A 23,905-nucleotide genomic window follows, 5' to 3' on the forward strand; every position below is an offset into this window, starting at 1 on the left:
GCGAACCGTCACCCGGGGTTCGGAATCGGCGGCGTGAGAATGGCCCTATCGCCCCAGCCGGTTGGCCGTGTGCACCGCGCGGAGCACCGCCGCCGCCTTGTTGCGGCACTCGGTGTCCTCGGCGGCCGGGTCGGAGTCGGCGACGACGCCGGCGCCGGCCTGGACATAGGCGGTGCCGTCGCGCAGGAGGGCGGTGCGGATGGCGATGGCGGTGTCGGAGTCGCCGGCGAAGTCGAGGTAGCCGACGCAGCCGCCGTACAGGCCGCGGCGGGAGGGTTCGAGCTCGTCGATGATCTGCAGGGCGCGCGGCTTGGGGGCGCCGGAGAGGGTGCCGGCCGGGAAGCAGGCGGTGAGCACGTCGAAGGCGGTGCGGCCGGGGGCGACCCGTCCGGTGACCGTCGAGACGATGTGCATGACGTGCGAGTACCGCTCGACGGACATGAAGTCGACGACCTCGACCGAGCCGGGTTCGCAGACGCGTCCGAGGTCGTTGCGGCCGAGGTCGACGAGCATGAGGTGCTCGGCGCGCTCCTTGGGGTCGGCGAGCAGTTCCTCGGCGAGGGCCTGGTCCTCCTGCGGGGTGGTGCCGCGGGGGCGGGTACCGGCAATGGGGTGGACCATGGCCCGCCCGTCCTCGACCTTGACCAGCGCCTCGGGGGACGAGCCGACGACGTCGAAGCCGTCGAGGCGGAGCAGGTACATGTACGGGGAGGGGTTGGTGGCCCGCAGGACCCGGTAGACGTCCAGGGCGCTCGCGGTGCAGGGCGTCTCGAAGCGCTGGGAGGGGACGACCTGGAAGGCCTCGCCGGCGCGGATGCGCTCCTTGATGTCCTCGACCGCCTCCTGGAAGTCGGGGCCGCCCCACAGCGCGGTGTACTCGGGCAGCTCGGAGGGCGGCAGCGCGGCCGGGGGCTGGGCGACCGCGCGGGTGAGGTCGGCCTCCATGGCGTCCAGGCGGGCGACCGCGTCGGCGTAGGCCTCGTCGACGCCGGTCTCCAGGTCGTTGTGGTTGATCGCGTTGGCGATCAGCAGGACCGAGCCCTCCCAGTGGTCCATGACGGCGAGGTCGCTGGTGAGCAGCATGGTCAGCTCGGGCAGCCTCAGGTCGTCGCGCTCGCCGGGGCCGACCTTCTCCAGGCGGCGCACGATGTCGTAGCCGAGGTAGCCGACCATGCCGCCGGTGAAGGGGGGCAGGCCCAGGTCGTGGGCGAGGTCGCGCGGGGTGTGCAGGGCCTCGACGGTGGCGCGCAGGGCGGCGAGCGGGTCGCCGCCGGTGGGGACGCCGACGGGCGGGGTGCCCTGCCAGTGGGCCTGCCCGTCCTTCTCGGTGAGGGTGGCGGCGCTGCGGACGCCGACGAAGGAGTACCGGGACCAGGAGCGGCCGTTCTCCGCGGACTCCAGCAGGAAGGTGCCGGGGCGTTCGGCGGCGAGCTTGCGGTACAGGGCGACCGGGGTGTCGCCGTCGGCGAGGAGCTTGCGGCTGACCGGGATCACGCGGCGGTCGGCGGCCAGCTTGCGGAAGGTGTCGAGGTCCATGACGTCCGTGTCGTCCATGTCGGCAGACCCTACTGATCCGCGCCGGACGCACCGGCGACCGAACCGTCGGCGCCGTCCGCCGCGTCCGTGCCGTCGGCGAGGAGCACGTCGGCGTCGAAGCAGGTGCGGGCGCCGGTGTGGCAGGCGGCGCCGACCTGGTCGACCTTGACCAGGACGGTGTCGGCGTCGCAGTCCAGGGCGACGGACTTCACGTGCTGGACGTGCCCGGAGGTGTCGCCCTTGACCCAGTACTCCCGGCGGCTGCGCGACCAGTAGGTGCAGCGGCCCGTGGTCAGCGTGCGGTGCAGCGCCTCGTCGTCCATCCAGCCGAGCATCAGCACCTCCCCGGTGTCGTACTGCTGGGCGATGGCGGGCAGGAGGCCGTCGGCGCTGCGCTTGAGGCGGTCGGCGATCTCCGGGGCGAGCGGGCTGGGCCGCCGGGGGGAGCTGCTGGTCATGGGGCCCATTGTGCCGCGCGGGACCGACACGCTCCCGCGCCGTCCACTGGGCGGACCCGGCGGGCGGCCGTAGGCTGGCAGGCATGTCGACATTCGCGAAGCGTGAACGACTTCTGCTCGCCGACCTGTTGGAGACGGCGGGCCCGGACGCCCCCACTCTGTGCGAGGGCTGGCGGACCCGGGACCTGGCGGCGCACGTGGTGGTGCGCGAGCGCCGTCCGGACGCCGCGGGCGGCACTCTGATCAAGCAGCTGGCGTCCCGTCTGGACCGGGTGATGGAGGAGTACGGCGCGAAGCCCTACGAGGAACTGCTCCAGCTGATCCGCACCGGGCCGCCGCGGTTCTCGCCGTTCCAGCTCAAGCAGGTCGACGAGGCGGCGAACACGGTGGAGTTCTACGTGCACGCCGAGGACGTCCGCCGTGCCCAGCCGGACTGGTCGCCGCGCGAGCTGGATCCGGTCTTCCAGGACGCCCTGTGGTCCCGGCTGGAGCGCACCGCCCGTCTGATGGGCCGCGGCATCCCGACGGGCCTGGTGCTGCGCCGCCCGAACGGCCAGACGGCGGTCGCCCACCGGGGCACGCCGGTGGTGACGGCGACGGGCGAGCCCTCCGAGCTGCTGCTGTTCGCGTACGGGCGGCAGAGCGCGGCGAAGGTGGAGCTGGAGGGCGAGAAGGACGCGATCGCCCGGCTGGGCGAGACGAAGCGGCTGGGGATCTGAGCGGCCGCCGGCACCCCGGTGCGGCACGGCGGCCCGGGGCGCAGCCCCGGCTGCCGACGGCGTCACCGCGGTAGTTCGGCCCGCCGCAGGCCGGGGGCGCACAGGGCGACGAGCCCGCTGAGGGCACAGACCGCGGCGCTGACGGTGAAGACGGGCCCGGTGCCCCAGACGCCGATGGCGGCGGCGGACAGCGGCATGCCGAGCGGCGCGATGCCGAGACTGACGAGGCCGGCGACCGCGGTGACCCGCCCCAGGTAGGCGGGGGCCGACTGGGTCTGCAGCAGGGCCCCGCACACGGCGCCGCTGAGTCCGGTGAGCAGCCCGACGAGCACCGCGACACCGACGGCGGCGGCGACGGCCGGCACGTACGCGAGGGCGGCGATCGCGGCGGCGCCGGGGATGATGGCACCGCCGGCGACGCACCCGGCGTGCGGCACGCGTCCGCGTACGGTCAGCAGCAGGGCCGCCGCACCTGCTCCCGTGCCGAATCCGGCGAGGACCCAGCCGAGGCCGGAAGCGCCCCAACCGCGTTCGTCCGCCAGCAGCGTCAGGCCGACGTTGAGGGGGCCGACGAAGCCGAGGTCGCCGAGGGCGATGACCACCATCAGCGGGGCGAGGACGCGGTGGCCGCGGATGTGGCGCAGACCGGCCCGCAGGTCGTGCCACGCGGTGCCGTCCCCGGCGGCTCCCGCGGTGTCGTCCGGCGGCAGGTCCCGCATCCGGACGGACACCAGCAGCGGCACCGACACGGCGATCAGCGCCCCGGCGAGCGCGAAGGCGGCCGCCGGCCCGCCGGCCGCCACGCCGAGCCCGCCCAGCGGGGCGCCCACGACGGCGGCGAACCGGACGGCGAGGCCGCGCATGCCCTGGACGCGGGCGAGCTGGTCCTTGCCGGTGATCCGCGCCGGGAGCGCCCCGACGGCGGGCATGAACACGGCGTCGACGGTGCCGAAGACGACGGCGAGCAGCACCAGCAGCCACAGCCCGGGGTCGGTCGCGAAGAGGACCGCGGCGACCGTCAGGACCATGACGCAGCGTACGGCGTCGCTGCCGATGACGACCCGGCGCGGGCCCAGCCGGTCGGCGATCACCCCGCCACCGAGCATGAGCAGTGCCCGCGGCACCGCGCTCACGGCGGTGACGATCCCGGCCTCGGCGGGGCTGCCGCTGCGCACGGCGGCCCAGGACAGCGCCAGGAAGAAGACGGTGTCGCCGAGCATGGAGGCGGTGTAGGCGGCGACCCACCGCAGCACGTTGGTGTCGCGGTGGGCGGGGAGGGCGGCGGGGAGGGGCGTGTCCGTGACGGGGACGGTCCGCCGCCTGCTGCGTCCCGGGCTAGCGGACAGGGTGCCCCGCCGTCCGGAGCGTCTCCTTCACCTCGCCGATGCGCAGGTCGCCGAAGTGGAAGACGGAGGCGGCGAGGACCGCGTCCGCGCCCGCCTCGACGGCCGGGGGGAAGTCGGCGAGGCGGCCCGCGCCGCCGGAGGCGATGACGGGGACGGTCACGTGCTTGCGGACCGCCGCGATCATCTCCAGGTCGTAGCCGTCCTTCGTGCCGTCCGCGTCCATCGAGTTGAGCAGGATCTCCCCCGCGCCCAGCTCGGCGGCGCGGTGGGCCCACTCCACGGCGTCGATGCCGGTGCCGCGCCGGCCGCCGTGGGTGGTCACCTCGAAGGTGCCGGCCTCGGTGCGGCGGGCGTCGACCGACAGGACGAGGACCTGGCGGCCGAAGCGCTCGGCGATCTCACGGATCAGGTCCGGGCGGGCGATGGCGGCGGTGTTGACGCCGACCTTGTCCGCGCCGGCCCGCAGCAGCCTGTCCACGTCGTCGGCGGTGCGCACGCCGCCGCCGACCGTGAGCGGGATGAACACCTGCTCGGCGGTGCGGCGCACCACGTCGTAGGTCGTCTCGCGGTCGCCCGACGAGGCGGTGATGTCCAGGAACGTCAGCTCGTCGGCGCCCTCGGCGTCGTACACCTTGGCCATCTCGACGGGGTCGCCCGCGTCGCGCAGGTTCTGGAAGTTGACGCCCTTGACGACCCGGCCGTTGTCCACGTCCAGGCAGGGGATGACTCGTACGGCCAGGCTCATGCGGGTACTCCGTGTTCTCCGCCGGGGCGGAACGCCTCCACTTCGACCTCGACCACCAGGCTGGGGTCGACGAAGCCGGAGACGATGATCATGGATGCGGCGGGGCGGACGGAGTCGAACAGCTCCTTGTGGGCGCGCCCCACCTCGTCCACGTCGCGGGCATGGGTGATGTACATACGTGTCCGTACGACATCGTCACGGCCGAGACCCAGCTCCTCCAGCGCCCCGAACGCGACGTTGAAGGCATTGACCGTCTGCTCGTAAGGACCGCCGTCGGCGATCTGGCCGTCCACGACGGACGTGCAGCCGGCGACCAGCACGAGGCCGTTCGGCAGCTGGACCGCCCGGGAGTAGCCGAACGACTCCTCCCAGGGCGCTCCTGTGGTGACGCGTCGTACGTCGCTCACCGGGCTACCGCCTCCAGGGCCTCTTCCAGGGTGAACGCCTTCGCGTACAGGGCCTTCCCGACGATGGCCCCCTCGACACCGAGCGGGACCAAACCGGCGAGGGCGCGCAGGTCGTCCAGGGAGGAGACGCCGCCGGAGGCGACGACGGGGCGGTCGGTGGCCGCGCAGACGTTCTTCAGGAGCTCCAGGTTGGGGCCCTGCAGGGTGCCGTCCTTGGCGATGTCGGTGACGACGTAGCGGGCGCAGCCCTCCTTGTCGAGGCGCTCCAGCGTCTCGTAGAGGTCGCCGCCGTCGCGGGTCCAGCCGCGGCCGCGCAGGGTGGTGCCGCGTACGTCGAGGCCGACGGCGATCTTGTCGCCGTGCTCGGCGATGACCTTGGCGACCCACTCGGGGGTCTCCAGGGCGGCCGTGCCGAGGTTGACGCGGGTGCAGCCGGTGGCGAGGGCGGCGGCGAGGGTGTCGTCGTCGCGGATGCCGCCGGACAGCTCCACCTTGATGTCCATGGCCCTGGCGACCTCGGCGATCAGCTCGCGGTTGTCCCCGGTGCCGAACGCGGCGTCCAGGTCGACCAGGTGCAGCCACTCGGCGCCGGAGCGCTGCCAGGCGAGGGCTGCGTCCAGCGGGGAGCCGTAGGAGGTCTCGGTGCCGGACTCGCCGTGTACGAGGCGGACGGCCTGGCCGTCGCGGACGTCGACGGCGGGGAGGAGTTCGAGCTTGCTCATCTCTACCGGGCTCATCTCTACAGGGTCTCGATCCAGTTGGTGAGGAGCTGGGCGCCGGCGTCGCCGGACTTCTCCGGGTGGAACTGGGTGGCCCACAGGGCACCGTTCTCCACGGCGGCCACGAAGGGTTTGCCGTGCGTGGCCCAGGTGACCTTGGGGGCGTCGATCCGTGGGTTGTGCGTCTCCAGCGACCAGTCGTGGACGGCGTAGGAGTGCACGAAGTAGAAGCGGGCGTCCGCGTCCAGGCCGGCGAAGAGCTGGGAGCCGGCCGGTGCCTCGACGGTGTTCCAGCCCATGTGGGGGACGACGTCGGCCTGGAGCGGGCCGACCGTGCCGGGCCACTCCTCCAGGCCCTCGGCCTCCACGCCGTGCTCGATGCCGCGGGCGAAGAGGATCTGCATGCCGACGCAGATGCCCATCACCGGGCGCCCGCCGGCCAGCCGGCGTTCGACGACCCAGTCGCCGCGCGCGGCCCTGAGGCCGTCCATGCAGGCGGCGAAGGCTCCGACGCCGGGGACCAGCAGCCCGTCGGCGTTCATGGCCTTGTCGTAGTCACGGGTGATCTCGACGTCGGCTCCCGCGCGCGCGAGGGCGCGTTCGGCGGAACGGACGTTGCCGAAGCCGTAGTCGAAGACGACGACCTTCTTGGCGGCGGGGTTCACCGGGGTCAATTCCACACCTCCAGCCTGGAGATGCCCGCGAACAGGCTCAGCGCGGCTCCGATGCACAGCAGCACGATGAGGCCCCTGGGCATCTTCTGCTTGGCGAAGGAGATGACGCCGCCGACGAAGAAGAGGCCGACGACGATCAGTGCGGTGGACGATCCGTTCATGGTTACAGCGCGCCCTTCGTGGAAGGCAGGATGCCGGCCGCGCGCGGGTCGCGCTCGCTGGCGTAGCGCAGGGCCCGGGCCAGCGCCTTGAACTGGCACTCCACGATGTGGTGCGCGTTGCGCCCGTAGGGCACGTGCACGTGCAGGGCGATCTGGGCCTGGGCGACGAAGGACTCCAGGATGTGCCGGGTCATCGTGGTGTCGTACTCGCCGATCATCGGCGCCATCTTCTCGGGCTCGGTGTGCACGAGGTAGGGGCGGCCGGACAGGTCGACGGTGACCTGGGCGAGGGACTCGTCCAGCGGGACCGTGCAGTTGCCGAAGCGGTAGATGCCCACCTTGTCGCCGAGGGCCTGCTTGAAGGCGGCGCCGAGCGCGAGGGCGGTGTCCTCGATGGTGTGGTGGGAGTCGATGTGCAGGTCGCCGTCGGTCTTCACGGTCAGGTCGAACAGACCGTGCCGGCCGAGCTGGTCGAGCATGTGGTCGTAGAAGCCGACGCCGGTGGCGATGTCGGTCTTTCCGGTGCCGTCGAGATCGATCTCGACGAGGACCGAGGTCTCCTTGGTCGTACGCTCCACGCGTCCCACGCGGCTCATGTGTTCTGCTCCTTCTTGACTTCACGGACCGCGTCGAGGAACGCGTCGTTCTCCTCCGGGGTGCCGGCGGTGACCCGCAGCCAGCCCGGTACGCCGTTGTCCCGGACCAGGACACCCCGGTCGAGGATCCTCCGCCAGGTGGCGTGGGAGTCCGCGAACCGTCCGAACTGGACGAAGTTGGCGTCGGACTCGGTCACCTCGTAGCCGATGGCGCGCAGTTCGGCGACGAGCCGGTCCCGCTCGGCCTTGAGCTGCTCGACGTACTTCAGCAGGGTGTCCGTGTGCTCCAGGGCGGCCAGCGCGGTCGCCTGGGTGACGGCGGACAGGTGGTACGGCAGCCGGACGAGCTGGACGGCGTCGACGACGGCCGGGTGCGCGGCGAGGTAGCCGAGGCGCAGGCCGGCGGCGCCGAACGCCTTCGACATGGTGCGGGAGATCACGAGGTTCGGCCGGCCCTCCAGCAGCGGCAGCAGCGAATCGCCGTGGCTGAACTCGATGTACGCCTCGTCGACCACGACCATGGAGGGCTTCGCGGTCTGCGCGGCCTCGTACAGGGCGAGGACCGCCTCGGCCGGGACCGCGTTGCCGGTGGGGTTGTTGGGGGTCGTGACGAAGACGACGTCCGGGCGGTGCTCGGCGATCGCCCGCTCGGCGGCGGGCACGTCGATGGTGAAGTCCTCGTGGCGCGGGCCGGAGATCCAGCCGGTGCCGGTGCCGCGCGCGATGAGGGCGTGCATCGAGTACGACGGCTCGAAGCCGATCGCGGTGCGGCCGGGGCCGCCGAAGGTCTGCAGCAGCTGCTGGATGACCTCGTTGGAGCCGTTGGCCGCCCAGACGTTGCCCGCGTCCAGGGGGTGGCCGGTGGTGTTCGTCAGGTACTCGGCGAGCCTGGTGCGCAGTTCGACCGCGTCCCGGTCCGGGTAGCGGTTGAGGTGGCGGGCGGCCTCGCGGACCCGCTCGGTGATCCGCTCGACCAGCGCCTCGGGCAGCGGGTAGGGGTTCTCGTTGGTGTTCAGCCGTACCGGCACGTCCAGCTGGGGCGCGCCGTAGGGGGACTTGCCGCGCAGCTCGTCCCGTACGGGCAGATCGTCGATTCCGAACGTCACTTGCTCTGGGGCACCTTCCACTCGAACCGCGCCTTGATCGCCGCGCCGTGCGCGGGCAGGTCCTCCGCCTCCGCCAGCGTCACCACGTGGTGCGCGACCTCGGCGAGGGCGTCCCGCGTGTAGTCGACGATGTGGATGCCGCGCAGGAAGGACTGGACCGACAGGCCCGAGGAGTGGCAGGCGCAGCCGCCGGTGGGCAGGACGTGGTTGGAGCCGGCCGCGTAGTCGCCCAGCGAGACCGGCGCCCAGGGGCCGACGAAGATCGCGCCGGCGTTCTTGACGCGCTCGGCGACGGCGGCGGCGTCGGCGGTCTGGATCTCCAGGTGCTCGGCGCCGTAGGCGTCGACGACGCGCAGGCCCTCGTCGACGCCGTCGACCAGGACGATCGCGGACTGGCGTCCCTTGAGCGCGGGCACGATCCGGTCGTCGATGTGCTTGGTGGCCGCGACCTGCGGCTCCAGCTCGCGCTCGACGGCGTCGGCCAGCTCCACGGAGTCGGTGACGAGGACGGCGGCGGCCAGCGGGTCGTGCTCGGCCTGGCTGATCAGGTCGGAGGCGACGTGCGCCGGGTCGGCCGTCGAGTCGGCGAGGACGGCGATCTCGGTCGGGCCGGCCTCGGCGTCGATGCCGATCTTCCCGGTGAAGTACCGCTTGGCGGCGGCGACCCAGATGTTGCCGGGGCCGGTGACCATGTTGGCGGGCGGGCAGGACTCGGTGCCGTACGCGAACATCGCGACGGCGGTGGCGCCGCCGGCCGCGTACACCTCGTCGACGCCGAGCAGGGCGCAGGCGGCGAGGATCGTGGGGTGCGGCAGGCCGCCGAACTCCGCCTGGGCGGGAGAGGCGAGCGCGATGGACCCGACGCCGGCCTCCTGGGCCGGGACGACGTTCATGACCACGGACGACGGGTAGACGGAGCGCCCGCCGGGCGCGTACAGGCCGACGCGCTCGACCGGCACCCACTTCTCGGTGACCGAGCCGCCGGGGACGACCTGGGTGGTGTGGGTGGTGCGGCGCTGTGCGCGGTGGACGAGACGGGCACGCCTGATGGACTCCTCCAGGGCGGCGCGCACCGCCGGGTCGAGCTCCTCCAGCGCGCGCGTGAGCGCGGCGACCGGAACCCGGACCTGGTCCAGCTCGACCCCGTCGAACTGCTCGGCGAAGTCGATCAGCGCCGCGTCGCCACGATGATGCACGGCCTCGCAGATCGGGCGCACCTTCTCCAGGGCGGCCGCGACGTCGAAGTCGGCTCGGGGCAGCAGGTCGCGCAGGGCGGGACCCTCGGGGAGGGCGTCGCCGCGCAGATCGATTCGGGAGATCACGGAACCAATTCTCTCAGACCCGCGTCGGAGACCGTCCGCGCGTATCAATGGCTGATACGGAACGCCACGGGCCGTCACACCGGGGCGTGATCCCCGCAGGATCTCCTCACGTTGAGTGTTCAGGTCGTCACGCAGTGGGCATGAACGGTTGTACGAAGCGTGAGTGACTCGCGAGTAGGCGGGGAGGGAGTGAAGCGCCGTGACCGAGGGGGAGGGCCATCGTGACGGAGAGCCGCCGGACGATCTGACCGCCGCGGAGGCGGGCATGTGGCAGGCCTTCCGCAACGGCAGCGTGTACGACCTGAGCAGTGGGGACGCGCTCGTCGACGATCCGCACGGCGGGCGGCCGTGGGGCCCGGAGCGGACCGTGCGGGCGCGCATCGTGTGCTGGCTGCTGCTCGACGGTCCGCCGGCGCTCGCGGGCCGCGTCTCCTCGCTGCAGCTCGTGGGGGTGCGGATCAGCGGCACGATGGACCTGGCGGGCGGCACGGTGGAGCCCTACGTGGAGCTGCGGGGCTGCCGCTTCGAGCGGGAGGTGCTGCTGCCCGAGACCCGCTTCACGACCCTGCGGATGGTGGACTGCTCGGTGCCGCGGCTGGAGGCCGCCCGGCTGCACACCGAGGGCGATCTGCATCTGCCGCGCTGCCGGTTCCCGGGCGGGATCCGGCTCACGGACGCCCAGATCGGCACCGACCTGCTGCTCAGCCAGGCGGTCGTGCACCGGGACCGCAGCGGCCGGTCCATCGCCGCGGACGGCATGTCCGTCGGGCAGGACCTGCAGGCCGAGATGCTGGAGTCGTACGGCGAGATGAGTCTGCGCAGCGCCCAGGTCGGCGTCTCGCTGAGCCTGCGCGGCGCCCGGCTGCGCAACCCGTACACGCCGCACGCGCTGAACGCCCCGCGGCTGGCGGTGGAGCGCACGCTGTACCTGACACCGGCGGGGCTGGACGGCCCGTTGCTGCGGGGCACGACCCCGGCGCAGGGGACGCGGATCCAGGTCTTCGAGTGCGAGGGCGGGGTGCGGCTGGACGACGGGCGGTTCGGTGACGCCGTCGACCTCGAGCACGCCCGGTTCCGCTTCGGCGACGACCATGAGCTGTCGCTGCGGCGGGTACAGACGCCCGAGCTGCGGTTCCTGGGCGAGCGTCCGGCGCGCGGGCGGGTAGTGCTGTCGGGGGCGCGGGTGGTCAACCTGATGGACCGGGCGGACAGCTGGCCGGGCCCGGGCCGGCTGCACATGGACGGCTTCACCTACGAGACCCTGGTGCCGCGGGGCCCGTTCCCGCTGGAGAAGCGGCTGCGGTGGGTGGGCGCCGCGACCGCCGAGTACAACCCGGAGCCGTACGAACGGCTCGCCGCCGTGCTGCGGGCCGCCGGCGAGGACGAGGACGCCCGCGAGGTGCTGCTCGCCAAGCACCGCCGGCGCCGCGAGAGCCTGCCGTTCGCCGCGAAGCTGGTCGGGTACGCGCAGGACTGGACGGTCGCCTACGGCTACCGGCCGGGGCGGGCCGCGGTGTGGATGGCGGTGCTGTGGGCGGCGGGCTCGTTCGCCTTCTCGCGGGCCGGCCCTCCGCCGCTCAAGCGCGGTGAGCACCCGGAGTGGAATCCCGCCCTGTTCGCCCTCGACCTGCTGCTTCCGGTCATCGACCTGGGGCAGGTGGGCTTCTGGCAGCTGCGCGGCCGCTGGCAGTGGCTGGCGGCGGTGATGATCCTGCTCGGCTGGTTCCTGGCCACGACGGTCGCGGCGGGCGTGACGAGACTCCTGCGCCGCAACTGACCGCCCCGGCGGGGCCGCCCGTCGCCCGGGGGGACACCGGCCGCCCGGGGCGCCGCCGCGCACGGCCACCACGCGTCGCCGGAGTCGTCCCTCGGGGCGCCCCGCCCGCGCCGAGGACGGAAATCGAACGGGTGGTGCGGGCGGGAACACACAGGTCGCAGGCGAAACGGTGGCCGTCCGCCGCACAACCATCCCGCGCCCTGGGCCGTCGTACTGGCCATGCTGCGCGCGTTCCTCCGTACGTCGCGGCCCGCCGCCGCGCCGCCCCCCGCCGGTGACGACGCCGACGTGCTCCTCGACGCCCCCGACGACCGGCTCGCGCCCGCGCTGGTCGCCGCGGCCCGCGGCGAGTACGGCCCCGCGTCCGTCCTCCTCGCGAGCACCCGGGAGAACGCGCAGTGGGAGCGCCGCGACCGCTACGCGGCCCGGCTGGCCGCCTTCGCCCGCTCCCGCTCCGCGTGGCTCGAACACTGGCGCGCCGCCGCCCCGGCCGACCCCGACGCCCTGCTGGTCGCGGCCCGGCTGACCGTGGACCGCTGCTGGGAGTCCCCGGCCCGCGCCGAGCTCCTGCGCCAGGCGGGCCCGGTGGTCGTGGCCGCCACCGACGCCGGTGGTCCCGACCCGGTGCCGTGGCGCGTCGCCCTGGACACCGCGCGGGGCGCCCACGCGGGACACGCCGAGTTCGAACGGCTGTGGGAACAGGCGGTCCGCCGCTCACCGCACCACTACGGCTGCCACGTCGCCGCCCTGGAGTACCTGGCCGCCGCCTCGCCCCGCGCCCACCGCGAGTGCCTCGCCTTCGCCGAGACCGCCGCGCAGGACGCTCCCGACGACACGCTCGTCGGCGCGCTGCCGGTGCACGCGGCCTTCATCTGCCTGACCGCCGGCGGGGCCTCCGTACCGGGCGGGGACCCTGTGCCCGGTGTGGACCGGGCGCTGCTGGACGCGGCCGCCGACCGCGCGATCGCCGTGTCGGCGGCGTACCCGGCGGCGGACCCCTGGCCGGCGGAGCTGCGCAACCTGCTGGCGTACGTCCTGGTACGCCTGGACCGTCCGCGGGACGCGGCGGAACAACTGCGGCTGACCGGGCCGTTCGTCACGTCCTTCCCCTGGGACCGGGACGCGGAGGACCCCCTCGGCCGCTTCCTCGAGGTGCGCCGGGCCGTCCGGTCGGCGGCGGCGGACACGCGGGGGCCGACGGGTCCGCGCCGTCCACGGAGCGGGCGGGGCGGTCACGCACGCCCCGGCGACCATTAGGCTTCAGGTTCGTGACCACCGTCCGGCTCCCCCTCTTCCCCCTGAACTCGGTGCTGTTCCCGGGGCTGGTGCTCCCGCTCAGCATCTTCGAGGAGCGCTACCGCGCCATGATGCGCGAGCTGCTCAAGACTCCCGAGGAAGAACCGCGGCGGTTCGCCGTCGTGGCGATCCGGGACGGCCACGAGGTCGCCCCGAGCGCTCCCGGTCTGCCCGACCCGACGGCGGTGCCCGAGCGCGGGCCCCTGGCCGGGTTCGGGCCCGATCCGGCCAAGGCCTTCCACAAGGTGGCCTGCATCGCGGACGCGGCGACGATCCGGGAGCGGGACGACGGCACCTTCGAGGTGCTGGCGACCGGGACGACCCGGGTGCGCGTGCTGTCGGTGGAGGCGTCGGGGCCGTTCCTGACGGCCGAACTGGAGCCGCTGCCCGAGGAGCCCGGGGACGAGGCGGGCGCGCTGGCCGAGGGGGTGCTGCGGTCCTTCCGGCAGTACCAGAAGCGGCTGGCGGGTGCCCGCGAGCGTTCGCTGGCGACCGGCGTCGAGCTGCCGGACGAGCCGGGTGTGGTCTCCTACCTGGTCGCCGCCGCGATGGTGCTGGACACGCCGACCAAGCAGCGCCTGCTGCAGGCGCCGGACACCGCGTCCCGGCTGCGGGACGAGCTGAAACTCCTTCGCGCCGAGACCGCGATCATCCGTACGCTGCCCTCCTTGCCCGCGTCCGACCTGACGCGCGGCCCGACGAGTTCCAACTGACGAGTTCCGACCGAGGTACTGGCCCGGATGGCGAAGAAGTCGAAGAAGCAGCAGCAGGACGGCGGGCGGCGGGCGGGCACCCCGGCCACGGTGGCCCTCACCGCGGCCGGGGTGCCGTACACGGTCCACGCGTACGACCACGACCCCGCCCACCCGTCCTACGGCGAGGAGGCGGCCGAGGCGATGGGGGTGTCTCCGGAGCGGGTCTTCAAGACGCTCGTGGCGGACGTGGACGGCGCCCTGACTGTCGCGGTGGTCCCCGTGGCGGGCCAGCTCGATCTGAAGGCGCTGGCGGCCGCGGTGGGCGGCAAACGGGCGGCGATGGCCGATCCGGCCCTGGCCGAGCGCACCACGGGCTATGTGCGGGGCGGCATCTCCCCCCTCGGCCAGCGCAAGCGGCTCCCGACGGTCCTGGACGCGTCGGCGTCCGGTCACGCCACGATCTGTGTCTCGGCGGGCCGCCGCGGCCTGGAGGTCGAGCTCTCCCCCGACGACCTGGCGAAGCTGACGGACGCCGTCCTCGCCCCGATCGGCCGCGCCTGATCCGGCGCCGGACGGCCCGGGTCCGACGGCGGTGCGCCGACGGGTGCCGTACGCACCGCGCCCGGCCCCGCCGCGGTGGTCCGGGGTCTACCCGGGCCGCCCGCCGGACGGTCCCTGCTGCGGGTGGTACGGCTGTTCCGGGGCGTACGGGTGCGGGTCCGGGTCCCGGGGGGCGAACAGGCCGGTGAGACCGAGATGCACCACGAGCGCGGCGAACGGCCAGGCCAGCCACGCGCCCTTCGCCCCCAGCTTCAGCGGCGCGGAGAACGTCACGCCCTTGCCGGCCTCCTTGGCGTGGGCGATGACGTCCTGCTCTGGTCCCAGCCACACCCCGGCCCGCCACGCGAGGAGGGAGGCGAGGAATCCGCCGACGCCCAGCGCCACCACCAGCGGTACGCCCCCGCTCCGGCGCAGCAGGAAGACGAGCACCCCGCTGACCACCCCGAACCCGAGCGCGAGCAGCGTGAACGTGCCGTCGACACCGATCGCCTGCTCGCCCTCGGAGTCCTTGCGGTAGACGACCCAGCTGTCACCGGCCGTGTCCCCGACGAGCGGCACGTGCGGCGCCAGCCACCACCACAGCAGGCCCAGCAGGATCCCGGAGAGGGTCACGGCCGCCAGAACCGCGGCGGCCTGCCGCACTTCGGCGGCTGTCCCGAGGCCGTCCCGTCCGCCGTGACGGTCGTGGACGGCGCCCTTGGTGTGCGCCCCGGCGGGGGGCGGCACCGGTCCGCCGTGGGACGACGAGTGCTCGTTCGGCGGTGGAGGCGGTGTCAGTGGTGCGGTCACCTTGTCATCGTGCCAAACCCGCCGGTGCGGCGCGTCACCGGACGGCGGCCCGGCGGTACGCCCAGGTGGCGACGGCGAGGGAGAGCACGCCGACCACGGCGCACACGGCGAGATCGGCGAGGACGAAGGCCCAGTCGGGCCGCGCGCCGAAGGTGCGCGCGAAGGCCTCCACGCCGTAGGTCGAGGGCAGCAGGTCCCGGGCCAGACGGACCGCATCCGGCATCCGCTCGGCCGGCAGCACGCCCAGCAGCAGCGCGGCCGACATGCCCAGCTGGCCCAGCAGGGTGGCGAACTCGGGCCGGGGCGCGAGCAGTCCCAGGGCGGCGCCCAGTCCGGCGAGCGCGGCGCCCGCCAGCGGGATCACCGCCGCCAGCACCCACAGGTGCGTCATCGGCAGCCCGAACAGGAGGCAGCCGAACACCGCCGTCACCACGGTTCCCGGCACGGTGAAGGACGCGTAGGCGCCGGCGGCGCCCAGGACCACCGCGGCCGGCGGCACCGGCAGCGTCGCGTAGTGGTCGAGGCCGCCGCTGGCGCGCAGCTGGCCGAAGTACTGGGCGAGGAGGTTCAGCGCGACGAAGGCCACCACGAGCACCGCGGACCCGGCGACCACGGCCTGCGCCTCGCCGCCGCCGTCCACGACGCCGCGCATCAGGATCATGATGCCGATCGACTGGAAGGTGGCCACGAACAGCAGCGGGATCCTCGCGACCCGCGCCCGGGACAGCTGGGCCCGGTACACGGCGGCCAGGGCCGGCCACAGCCGTGCCCTGGGGCCGAGCTCGGCCGCGCCCCGCTCCCCGGCGGGCAGCGAGCCGTCGGGGAGGGAGCCGTCGGCCAGGGTGCCGTCGGGCAGGACTGCGGCGGGTACGACACTCACGTCGCGCTGTTCCCCTTCACCACTCGTCACCGGGCCGGTCCGCGTCGCACCGGCCCCCTCGGAAGCGCTCGCGCCGTCCGGTGCGGACGCGGCTTCCTGGATTCTCACCGCTCGTGTGCTCACGCCCTCACCAGTCCCTGCCGCGCGGCGCCGCCCAGCGCCAGATAGACGTCCTCCAGGCTGGGCGTGGCCAGGGTGAAGTCGTCCAGCGCGGCGAACGCGGCCCCGCCGGTGACGGTGGCGACCACCGCGCGGGCCTCCTCCGGGGCGAGCCGCAGCGTCCAGCGGCGGCCGGACTCGGCGGCGCGGTCGCGCAGCGCGGCGACCTCGGGGACGTTCAGCGGCGCGCTCTCGCGCCAGACCAGGTCGACGCGGACCTCGCCGGCGACCTTCTCCTTGAGCCCGGCGGGTGTGTCACAGGCGATCACGCGCCCCCGGTCGAGGACGGCGACCCGGTCGAGGACGGTCTCGGCCTCGATGACGTTGTGGGTGACGAGCAGCACCGTGGTGCCGCGTTCGGCGCGCCGGCGGTCGACGGCGGCCCAGACGGCGCGCCGGGCGACCGGGTCCATGCCGGTGGTCGGTTCGTCGAGGACGAGCAGGGGGCGCTCCCCCACCAGCGCGGCGGCGAAGCAGGCCAGGCGCCGCTGTCCGCCGGAGAGCTTCTTCAGGGGGCGCGAGGCGATCGGGGTCAGGCCCAGTTCGTCCAGGACGGCGTCCCGCTCGGCGCGGGCGGCACGGACGTCCAGGCCGCGCAGCCGCCCGGTGGTCTCGGCGGCGAGGGAGACGGTGAGCTCGTCGAGGGCGCTGGACTCCTGGCCGAGGTAGGCGAGGATCCGCGCGGCGCGCTCCGGGTGGCGCACGATGTCGTGGCCGAGGATCTCGACGCTGCCGCGGTCGGGCCGCATCAGCCCGGTGAGCTGGCGGACGAGGGTGGACTTGCCGGCGCCGTTCGGTCCGAGCAGTCCGAAGATCTCGCCCCGGCGGATCTCCAGCGTCACGTCGTCGGTGGCCCGGACCTCGGGGGCGGCGGGGACGCCGCGCCGGCCGCGTACCGCCGCGTAGGTCTTGGTCAGTCCGCGTACCGCGCACACGGCATCGCCACCGGGTGGAAGTGCCTGTGCCGCGCGCGTACTCACAAGGGACGAGAGTACGGGGTCGCCGGGCGCGTCCCGCCCTCGGGTCCGCCCATAAGCATCAATTCGGCCGGGGTGTCACTCCCCGGCGGGGGCCCGCTCGGTGGCGGTCCGCAGGTCGATCTCCCGCCAGAAACCGGCCCTGATCGCGTACCGGTCGTGCTCGTCGATCTGGTCGTCCTTGTGGGCCAGCAGCCCGAAGCGGGCGGCGTAGCGCAGCAGCTCGCCGTCGACCCGGTGCGGGATGCGCGGGTACATGCCGGAGAGTCTCTGCAGGTGCTCGGGGGAACCGAGGCGCTCCACCCAGCGCCGGGCGAAGACCTGCCCGACCTCGTAGGGGTCGCCGCCGACCGTGGTGATGTCCTCCTCACGGTCGGCCCAGCGCTGCTCGGCCGTGGTGAGCTGGGCCAGCGTGGGCAGGGAGACGGCCTCGGCGGGCTCGGCGGCCGTCCGGTCGACCCAGCCCTTGTCGGAGGACCAGCGCAGGGTGGCGGTCGGCGGGTGGGGGGCGGTCTGGGTGCCGGCGGCGCGCAGGGCGGCCAGGTCCTTGGGGGTGGGGACGCCCTTGGCGGGCGGTACGCGCCCGTCGGAACCGTTGCGTGCGGCGGTGTCCGCCGCGGGGTGCTCGCGCTCCTGGACGGACGGGCGTTCCGTCGCGGCGGACAGGGCGGACTCGGGCAGCGGCGCGGAGAGGATCGCGGCGATCTCCGGCCGGGGCGCGGGGGGCTGCGCGCAGACGCCGCCGGTCTCCTTGGCGCGTACGGCCTTGGTGATCCACGCGCGGTCCAGGACGCGGCGCTCGTCGGCCTCCGCGACCAGGTCCTCGGACTGGTTGTAGTCACCGTCGGCGGCCTGTACGGCCCACAGGTGGACGGCGACGCCGTGTTCCTTGGCCGCCATCATGCCGGGCAGCAGGTCGCCGTCACCGGTGACCAGGACGATGTCGGAGCAGGCGCGGTTGCGTGCCAGTTCGGTCAGCTCCGCGTGCATGGCGGCGTCCACGCCCTTCTGCGCCCAGCGGCCGTCGCTGCGGGTGAGGGCGCCGAGCCGCACGGTGACCCGGGGCATCACGCGCAGCCGGCGGTGTTCGGGCTGCGGGACGCGGTCGGGGGCGCCGTCGAACCAGTAGATGCGCAGCAGTGGCTGCTGCGTGTCGGTCTCGGCGCGCTCGCGCAGCCCCTGGACGAGGGCGGCGTGATCGACGGTGATGCGCGAGCGCGAGGGCTCCCCGGCGAGGAGACTGGCGGCGGCCCCCAGCAGATACCCGGCGTCCACCAGGACGATGCAGCGGTCCACGCGATCCACCCTCTTTCCGGGAGGTTTGCTTCGGGCTTCCTTCGAGTCTGCCCGACGGCACGGAGGTTAACGGCCCGAACTCGATCTTCGGCGTGGCGTTTCGGCGGCGCGCGCCCCGACGAGCCGTGTCACAGACGGTAATTGCCCGATATGCGTTCTTTTTAGGTCTATGTGAATCTGAGGCGGTACCTGGCCCGACAGATCCCCCTCAGGAGGTAGATCACCATGGCCAAGAACAAGAACAACCGTGACCGCAAGCAGCCCCAGTCCGCCCGTGCCCCGCAGGCCGCCGAGCAGGCCGTGCTGGACCGCGACGAGCAGCACGCGCCGCAACTGTCGTCCGGCGACATGCCCTCCCGCAAGCGGCAGAAGCGTTTCGGCCACAACTGACGTCCGGCACACGGGCCGTCGCGGCCGCCGTGACACACAGGGGCGCACCCGGTGCCGGGTGCGCCCCTGTGTCGTCCGTGCCGTCGTGGTCCCTCAGCCCGCCAGGCAGGACGGGCCGAGCAGTCCCTTCAGGTCGCCGAACAGCGCCGGGTCGGGCTTGACCCGGTGCCGGTCCAGGCGCAGCACCGTCGTCTTCGTCGGGCCCTGGAGCCTGATCCGCACCTCGCTGTCACCGCGGTGGTGGGTGAGGATCTCGCCGAGGCGGCTGACCATCGGCGGGGTGACGCGGGTCGCCGGGATGGTGAGGACGACGGGCGCGTTGGTGCCCGCGTTGGACAGGTCGGGGACCATCAGCTCCATCGCGACCAGGCGGGGCACGTCCTCGCGCTTGTCCAGGCGCCCCTTGACGAACACCACGGCGTCCTCGACGAGTTGGGTGGACACCAGCTGGTAGGTCGCCGGGAAGAACATGCACTCGATGGAGCCGGCGAGGTCCTCGACGGTGGCGATGGCCCAGGCATTGCCCTGCTTGGTCATCTTGCGCTGCAGGCCGGAGATGATGCCGCCGATGGTGACCACCGCGCCGTCGCCGAAGTCACCACCGGTGAGCTGGGAGATGCCCGCGTCGGCCTTGTCGGCCAGCACGTGCTCCAGGCCGAAGAGGGGGTGGTCGGAGACGTAGAGACCGAGCATCTCCCGTTCCTGCGCGAGGAGGTAGGTCTTGTCCCACTCCTCCTCGCCGAAGACCACGTCGAGTCCGAAGCCGGGCTCGTCGTTCTGCTCCTCGCCCATGCCGCCGAAGAGGTCGAACTGGCCCTCGGCCTCCTTGCGCTTGACCGCGACCACGTTGTCGATCATCGGCTCGTACTGCGCGGTGAGGCCCTTGCGGGTGTGCCCCATCTCGTCGAAGGCGCCGGCCTTGATCAGGGATTCCGTCGTCCGCTTGTTGCAGACGACCGCCTCCACCTTGTCGAGGTAGTCGGGGAAGGAGGTGAACTTCCCCTTGGCCTTGCGGCACCGGATGATCGACTCGACCACGTTGGTGCCGACGTTGCGGACGGCGGAGAGGCCGAAGAGGATCACGTCGTCGCCCTGGGCGGCGAAGTTCGCCATGGACTCGTTGACGTTGGGCGGCAGCACCTTGATGCCCATGCGCCGGCACTCGTTGAGGTAGACCGCCGACTTGTCCTTGTCGTCCTTGACCGAGGTGAGCAGCGCGGCCATGTACTCGGCGGGGTGGTTGGCCTTGAGGTAGGCCGTCCAGTACGACACCAGTCCGTACGCGGCGGAGTGCGCCTTGTTGAACGCGTAGCCGGCGAAGGGGACCAGCACGTCCCACAGTGCCTGGATGGCCTCGTCGCTGTAGCCGTTCTTCTTGGCGCCGGCCTGGAAGATGGTGAAGTTCTTCGCCAGCTCGTCGGGCTTCTTCTTGCCCATCACGCGGCGGAGGATGTCGGCCTCGCCGAGCGAGTACCCGGCGATGATCTGGGCGGCCTTCTGCACCTGCTCCTGGTAGACGATCAGGCCGTAGGTGACGTCCAGGACCTCCTTGAGCGGCTCCTCCAGCTCCTTGTGGATCGGCGTGATCTCCTGGAGGCCGTTCTTGCGCAGCGCGTAGTTGGTGTGCGAGTCCATGCCCATCGGGCCGGGACGGTAGAGCGCGGAGACGGCGGAGATGTCCTCGAAGTTGTCGGGCTTCATCAGGCGCAGCAGGGAGCGCATGGGGCCGCCGTCGAACTGGAAGACGCCGAGGGTGTCACCGCGCTGGAGGAGTTCGAAGGTCTTGGGGTCGTCCAGCGGCAGCGACAGCAGGTCGATGTCGATGCCCTTGTTGGACTTCACCATCTTGACGGCGTCGTCCATGATCGTCAGGTTGCGCAGGCCGAGGAAGTCCATCTTCAGCAGGCCGAGCGACTCGCAGCTCGGGTAGTCCCACTGCGTGATGGTCACGCCGTCGGAGTGCCGGACCCAGACGGGCACGTGCTCGGTGATGGTCTCGCTGGACATGATCACGCCGGCTGCGTGCACGCCCATCTGCCGCACCAGGCCCTCGACGCCCTTGGCGGTGTCGATGACCTTCTTCACGTCCGGCTCGTTCTCGTACATCGCGCGGATCTCGCCGGCCTCGCTGTAGCGCGGGTGGGAGGGGTCCGTGATGCCGTTGAGGTCGATGCCCTTGCCGAGGACGTCGGCGGGCATGGCCTTGGTCAGCCGGTCGCCCATCGCGTACGGGTAGCCCAGCACGCGCGCGGAGTCCTTGATGGCGTTCTTCGCCTTGATCTTGCCGTACGTGCCGATCATGGCGACCTTGTCGGCGCCGTACTTCTCCGTCACGTACCTGATCACCTCGACGCGCCTGCGCTCGTCGAAGTCGATGTCGACGTCGGGCATGGAGACGCGCTCGGGGTTGAGGAACCGCTCGAAGATGAGGCCGTGCGGGATCGGGTCGAGGTCGGTGATGCCCATCGCGTAGGCCACGATCGAACCGGCCGCGGAGCCCCGGCCGGGGCCGACGGCGATGCCCTGCTTCTTGGCCCACATGATGAAGTCTGCGACCACGAGGAAGTAGCCCGGGAACCCCATCTGGATGATGACGTCCATCTCGTACTCGGCCTGCTTCTGCCGGTCCTCGGGGATGCCGCCGGGGAAGCGGCGCGCCATGCCGCGGCGGACCTCCTCCTGGAACCAGGTGACCTCGGTGTAGCCCTCGGGGATGTCGAACTTCGGCATGAGGTCCCGCTTCTGGAACATGCCCTCGGTGTCGATCATCTCGGCGATCAGGCGCGTGTTGGCGCAGCCCTCCTGCCAGGCGTCGGAGGAGTCGATGGCGTACATCTCCTCCGTCGACTTCAGGTAGTAGCCGGTGCCGTCGAACTTGAAACGGTCCGGGTCCGAGAGGTTCTTGCCGGTCTGGATGCACAGCAGGGCGTCGTGGGCGGTCGCCTCGTGCGCGTAGGTGTAGTGCGAGTCGTTCGTCACCAGGGGCGGGATGCCGAGCTTCCTGCCGATCTCCAGCAGCCCGTCGCGGACCCGGTGCTCGATGTCGATGCCGTGGTCCATCAGCTCCAGGAAGTACCGGTCCTTGCCGAAGATGTCCTGGTAGTCGGCGGCGGCCTTGAGGGCCTCGTCGAAGTGGCCGAGGCGCAGCCGGGTCTGCACCTCGCCGGAGGGGCAGCCGGTGGAGGCGACGATGCCCTCGGACCACCGGGCGATGGTCTCCTTGTCCATCCGGGGCCACTTCTGCAGCCAGCCCTCGGCGTACGCGTCGGAGGAGAGGCGGAAGAGGTTGTGCAGGCCGGTCTTGTTCACCGCCCACATCGTCTTGTGGGTGTAACCGCCGGAGCCGGAGACGTCGTCGCGCTTCTGGTGCGGCTGGCCCCAGAGGATCTTGCGCTTGTTGCGGCGCGACTCGGGGGCGACATAGGCCTCGATGCCGATGATCGGGGTGATTCCGGCCTTCTTCGCGGAGTGGAAGAAGTCGTACGCGCCATGCAGGTTGCCGTGGTCGGACATGGCGATGTGCGTCATGCCCATCTCGTTGCACGCCTCGAACATGTCCTTCAGCCGCGCGGCACCGTCCAGCAGCGAGTACTGGGTGTGGACGTGCAGGTGCGTGAACGGCGGCTTGGACACGTGCGGCCTCCAAATCAGGGCTTTGGCGCGAAGCGCCTCGTCGAGGGGCGGTGGTCGGGCGACGGGCTGCGGTCAGTCCGGGGGTCAGCGTCGAAGTCTATGCCCCGGGACCGACACTCCGGGGCTCCGGCCGCGTACCGTCGTGCGGGGCCCCGCGTGTCGGGCGGGCCCCGGGCCGCGGGCACTCCCGCGCACCCTCGAACGTTGGTCCGGGTGGAATTTCCGAGGGGAGATTCCGCCCACCCGCCACGCACCACCCGTACCAGGAGGCACCCAGCGATGTCGGTCCCGCAGCTCAGCGACGAGCACCGCGGCGAGGAGATCCTCGCCGTCTTCGACACCGCCTTCGGCGAGCTCCTGGCCGCCGACCCGGCCGCGTTCCGGGTGAAGTTCCGGAAGATGGCTGCCTCGGCCTTCGCCTTCTACCGGGGGACGGCCTGCCTCTTCTACCACGACCTGGACGCGGAGAGCGCCGGGCGGGACGGCGACGGGCCGTACAGCGGCCCGTACCTGGACGAGCGGACCTCCCGGGTGTGGATCCACGGCGATCTGCACGCGGAGAACTTCGGCACGTACATGGACTCCACCGGCCGTCTGATCTTCAACGTCAACGACTTCGACGAGGCCTACGTCGGCCCCTTCACCTGGGACCTGAAGCGCTTCGCCGCCTCCATCGCGCTGATCGGGTACGCGAAGGCGCTCAGCGACGAGCAGATCACCGAGCTGGTGCGGGTGTACGCGGACGCGTACCGCGAGCGGATCCGCTCGCTGGCCACCGGCGCCAAGAGCGACGAGGTGCCGCCGTTCACGCTGGACACCGCGCAGGGCCCGCTGCTGGGCGCGCTGCGCGTGGCCCGCTCGCTGACCCGGTTCGGGCTGCTGGACTCGATGACGGAGATCCGCGACTTCGAGCGCCGCTTCGCCCCGGGCGGCGGCTCGATCGAGCTGGACGCCGCCACGCGCTACAAGGTGCTGGCCGCCTTCGACGGGTACCTGGAGACGCTCCCGGAGTCGTCGCTGACCCGCCCCGACTCCTACCGCGTCAAGGACGTCGTCGGCCGCCGGGGCATCGGCATCGGCTCCGCGGGCCTGCCCTCGTACAACATCCTCCTGGAGGGCAACAGCGACGCCCTGGAGAACGACGTCGTGATCTACATCAAGCAGGCCCAGACCCCGGCGGTCTCCCGGCACGTCACCGACCGGGCGATCCGGGACTACTTCCTGCACGAGGGCCACCGCACGGTGATCTCCCAGCGCGCCCTGCAGGCGCACGCCGACCCGTGGCTGGGCTGGACCGAGCTGGACGGGGCGGGCCAGCTGGTCGCCGAGGTCTCGCCGTACGCGGTCGACCTGGACTGGGGCGACATCGACGACCCGGAGGAGATCGCCGAGGTCGTCGCCGACCTGGGCCGGGCGACGGCCGCGATGCACGCGGCGGCGGACGACCAGTCCGGGGAGTCCCTGGTGCCGTTCTCCACCGAGCGGGCCATCGACGCGGCGATCGCGGCCGACGAGGAGGGCTTCGCCCCGCTGCTGGTCGACTTCGCCCACGGCTACGGGGCCCGCGCGCGGGCCGACCACCAGATCTTCGTCGATCTCTTCCGCAACGGCCGGATCCCGGGCCTGTGACCGCCGGCGGCCTCACAGGGACCCTTTAGGGGAC

23 protein-coding genes are annotated in these 23,905 nt (G+C 72.7%); 7 read left to right on the forward strand and 16 right to left on the reverse strand.

Translation table 11 applies throughout. The features are described 5' to 3' along the window. Window positions 1-45 precede the first annotated feature (45 nt). On the reverse strand, window positions 46-1,536 hold the full coding sequence (locus ACFYOJ_RS06455) for an anthranilate synthase component I (RefSeq protein ID WP_356552222.1): 1,491 nt from the start codon (window positions 1,534-1,536) through the stop codon (window positions 46-48). A 29-nt stretch (window positions 1,537-1,565) separates the two neighbouring features. Next, window positions 1,566-1,994: a phosphoribosyl-AMP cyclohydrolase gene (gene hisI, locus ACFYOJ_RS06460; protein ID WP_356552054.1), complete on the reverse strand. Its 429-nt coding sequence runs from the start codon at window positions 1,992-1,994 to the stop codon at window positions 1,566-1,568. An 83-nt stretch (window positions 1,995-2,077) separates the two neighbouring features. On the opposite strand from hisI, the gene ACFYOJ_RS06465 reads away from it, so the two are divergent. After that, window positions 2,078-2,713 carry a TIGR03085 family metal-binding protein gene (locus tag ACFYOJ_RS06465; protein WP_356552056.1) on the forward strand — a complete coding sequence of 212 codons (636 nt, stop codon included), beginning with the start codon at window positions 2,078-2,080 and terminating at the stop codon, window positions 2,711-2,713. Between the two features lie 62 nt (window positions 2,714-2,775). On the opposite strand, the gene ACFYOJ_RS06470 is transcribed toward ACFYOJ_RS06465, so the two are convergent. The 9 genes from ACFYOJ_RS06470 to hisD form a co-directional block, all read right to left on the reverse strand. Then, window positions 2,776-3,966, reverse strand: a complete 1,191-nt coding sequence (locus ACFYOJ_RS06470) for an MFS transporter (RefSeq protein ID WP_356552058.1) — start codon at window positions 3,964-3,966, stop codon at window positions 2,776-2,778. 82 nt (window positions 3,967-4,048) lie between these two features. Next, window positions 4,049-4,804 (reverse strand): imidazole glycerol phosphate synthase subunit HisF, encoded by a 756-nt coding sequence (gene hisF / locus ACFYOJ_RS06475; protein ID WP_356552060.1) that lies wholly within the window; start codon window positions 4,802-4,804, stop codon window positions 4,049-4,051. Continuing rightward, window positions 4,801-5,211, reverse strand: coding sequence for a RidA family protein (locus ACFYOJ_RS06480; RefSeq protein WP_356552062.1), 411 nt, complete (start codon window positions 5,209-5,211; stop codon window positions 4,801-4,803). The genes hisF and ACFYOJ_RS06480 overlap by 4 nt, the downstream gene beginning before the upstream one ends. Continuing rightward, complete coding sequence (priA, locus tag ACFYOJ_RS06485; RefSeq protein ID WP_356552224.1) at window positions 5,208-5,933, reverse strand: bifunctional 1-(5-phosphoribosyl)-5-((5-phosphoribosylamino)methylideneamino)imidazole-4-carboxamide isomerase/phosphoribosylanthranilate isomerase PriA; 726 nt, start codon at window positions 5,931-5,933, stop codon at window positions 5,208-5,210. Before priA ends, ACFYOJ_RS06480 begins: the two co-directional genes overlap by 4 nt. A gap of 17 nt (window positions 5,934-5,950) precedes the next feature. Next, window positions 5,951-6,604 carry an imidazole glycerol phosphate synthase subunit HisH gene (hisH, locus tag ACFYOJ_RS06490; RefSeq protein ID WP_356552225.1) on the reverse strand — a complete coding sequence of 218 codons (654 nt, stop codon included), beginning with the start codon at window positions 6,602-6,604 and terminating at the stop codon, window positions 5,951-5,953. After that, window positions 6,601-6,765, reverse strand: coding sequence for a hypothetical protein (locus ACFYOJ_RS06495; protein ID WP_356552064.1), 165 nt, complete (start codon window positions 6,763-6,765; stop codon window positions 6,601-6,603). Before ACFYOJ_RS06495 ends, hisH begins: the two co-directional genes overlap by 4 nt. 2 nt (window positions 6,766-6,767) lie before the next feature. Continuing rightward, on the reverse strand, window positions 6,768-7,361 hold the full coding sequence (hisB, locus tag ACFYOJ_RS06500; protein ID WP_019328035.1) for an imidazoleglycerol-phosphate dehydratase HisB: 594 nt from the start codon (window positions 7,359-7,361) through the stop codon (window positions 6,768-6,770). Continuing rightward, the gene (locus ACFYOJ_RS06505) at window positions 7,358-8,467 is read right to left on the reverse strand and encodes a histidinol-phosphate transaminase (RefSeq protein ID WP_356552065.1); all 1,110 of its coding nucleotides are present in this window, start codon (window positions 8,465-8,467) and stop codon (window positions 7,358-7,360) included. The genes hisB and ACFYOJ_RS06505 overlap by 4 nt, the downstream gene beginning before the upstream one ends. After that, window positions 8,464-9,789, reverse strand: coding sequence for a histidinol dehydrogenase (gene hisD, locus ACFYOJ_RS06510; RefSeq protein ID WP_356552067.1), 1,326 nt, complete (start codon window positions 9,787-9,789; stop codon window positions 8,464-8,466). The genes ACFYOJ_RS06505 and hisD overlap by 4 nt, the downstream gene beginning before the upstream one ends. Before the next feature lie 199 nt (window positions 9,790-9,988). Here hisD and ACFYOJ_RS06515 point away from each other — a divergent pair, with 199 nt between their 5' ends. The 4 genes from ACFYOJ_RS06515 (at window position 9,989) to ybaK (ending at window position 14,118) form a co-directional block, all read left to right on the forward strand. Next, window positions 9,989-11,566 carry an oxidoreductase gene (locus tag ACFYOJ_RS06515; protein ID WP_356552068.1) on the forward strand — a complete coding sequence of 526 codons (1,578 nt, stop codon included), beginning with the start codon at window positions 9,989-9,991 and terminating at the stop codon, window positions 11,564-11,566. 219 nt (window positions 11,567-11,785) lie between these two features. Next, window positions 11,786-12,823 (forward strand): hypothetical protein, encoded by a 1,038-nt coding sequence (locus tag ACFYOJ_RS06520; RefSeq protein ID WP_356552069.1) that lies wholly within the window; start codon window positions 11,786-11,788, stop codon window positions 12,821-12,823. An 11-nt stretch (window positions 12,824-12,834) separates the two neighbouring features. Continuing rightward, a complete protein-coding gene (locus ACFYOJ_RS06525; RefSeq protein WP_356552071.1) occupies window positions 12,835-13,575 on the forward strand; it encodes an LON peptidase substrate-binding domain-containing protein in 741 nt (246 codons plus the stop codon). A 27-nt stretch (window positions 13,576-13,602) separates the two neighbouring features. Then, on the forward strand, window positions 13,603-14,118 hold the full coding sequence (gene ybaK / locus ACFYOJ_RS06530) for a Cys-tRNA(Pro) deacylase (protein ID WP_356552072.1): 516 nt from the start codon (window positions 13,603-13,605) through the stop codon (window positions 14,116-14,118). An 87-nt stretch (window positions 14,119-14,205) separates the two neighbouring features. Here the strand turns inward: ybaK and ACFYOJ_RS06535 are convergent, their stop codons facing one another. The 4 genes from ACFYOJ_RS06535 to ACFYOJ_RS06550 form a co-directional block, all read right to left on the reverse strand. Then, window positions 14,206-14,907 carry an AAA family ATPase gene (locus tag ACFYOJ_RS06535; protein WP_356552074.1) on the reverse strand — a complete coding sequence of 234 codons (702 nt, stop codon included), beginning with the start codon at window positions 14,905-14,907 and terminating at the stop codon, window positions 14,206-14,208. A 34-nt stretch (window positions 14,908-14,941) separates the two neighbouring features. Beyond that, a complete protein-coding gene (locus ACFYOJ_RS06540) occupies window positions 14,942-15,787 on the reverse strand; it encodes an ABC transporter permease (protein WP_356552076.1) in 846 nt (281 codons plus the stop codon). Window positions 15,788-15,906: 119 nt separating this feature from the next. Further along, the gene (locus ACFYOJ_RS06545; RefSeq protein ID WP_356552077.1) at window positions 15,907-16,881 is read right to left on the reverse strand and encodes an ABC transporter ATP-binding protein; all 975 of its coding nucleotides are present in this window, start codon (window positions 16,879-16,881) and stop codon (window positions 15,907-15,909) included. A gap of 120 nt (window positions 16,882-17,001) precedes the next feature. After that, a complete protein-coding gene (locus tag ACFYOJ_RS06550) occupies window positions 17,002-18,219 on the reverse strand; it encodes an NYN domain-containing protein (protein ID WP_356552079.1) in 1,218 nt (405 codons plus the stop codon). Window positions 18,220-18,444: 225 nt separating this feature from the next. Here ACFYOJ_RS06550 and ACFYOJ_RS06555 point away from each other — a divergent pair, with 225 nt between their 5' ends. After that, entirely contained in the window at window positions 18,445-18,609 is a 165-nt protein-coding gene (locus tag ACFYOJ_RS06555) for a hypothetical protein (RefSeq protein ID WP_356552081.1), read from the forward strand. Between the two features lie 93 nt (window positions 18,610-18,702). Here the strand turns inward: ACFYOJ_RS06555 and dnaE are convergent, their stop codons facing one another. Continuing rightward, window positions 18,703-22,242, reverse strand: a complete 3,540-nt coding sequence (gene dnaE / locus ACFYOJ_RS06560; protein WP_356552082.1) for a DNA polymerase III subunit alpha — start codon at window positions 22,240-22,242, stop codon at window positions 18,703-18,705. Window positions 22,243-22,521: 279 nt separating this feature from the next. On the opposite strand from dnaE, the gene ACFYOJ_RS06565 reads away from it, so the two are divergent. Beyond that, entirely contained in the window at window positions 22,522-23,871 is a 1,350-nt protein-coding gene (locus tag ACFYOJ_RS06565; RefSeq protein WP_356552084.1) for a DUF2252 domain-containing protein, read from the forward strand. Window positions 23,872-23,905 lie beyond the last annotated feature (34 nt).

Origin of the sequence: Streptomyces sp. NPDC006384, assembly GCF_042870695.1 — a bacterium.
Taxonomy (GTDB): Bacteria; Actinomycetota; Actinomycetes; order Streptomycetales; family Streptomycetaceae; genus Streptomyces.